Origin of the sequence: Mesorhizobium sp. M8A.F.Ca.ET.161.01.1.1 (assembly GCF_004792105.1) — a bacterium.
Taxonomy (GTDB): Bacteria; Pseudomonadota; Alphaproteobacteria; order Rhizobiales; family Rhizobiaceae; genus Mesorhizobium.
Window position 1 is genome coordinate 1 of record NZ_SRTD01000442.1, and the last position, 291, is coordinate 291.

Consider the following 291-nt stretch of genomic DNA (forward strand, 5'->3'; position numbering starts at 1 on the left):
CTGCCGCGATCGAAGAACAGCACCCGGTCTGCGAAGTCGTGGGCAAAGCCCATTTCGTGAGTGACCAGCAGCATGGTCATGTCCGTTTCGGCGCAGAGCCGCCACAAGACGTTGAGCACCTCCTCGACCAGCTCCGGATCGAGCGCCGATGTCACCTCGTCGAACAGCATGATCTTCGGCTGCAAGGCGAGCGCGCGGGCGATCGCCACACGCTGTTTCTGGCCGCCGGAAAGCTGTGCCGGCATCGCCTTCGCCTTGTCGGCCATGCCGACCATGTCGAGCAGTTCCATC

At 63.2% G+C, this 291-nt stretch carries 1 protein-coding gene; it reads right to left on the reverse strand.

All coding sequences use genetic code 11. The annotated features are described in order from the left end of the window. Positions 1-291: ATP-binding cassette domain-containing protein (locus EN804_RS36450; RefSeq protein ID WP_135922432.1), on the reverse strand; the 291-nt coding region annotated here is incomplete at both ends.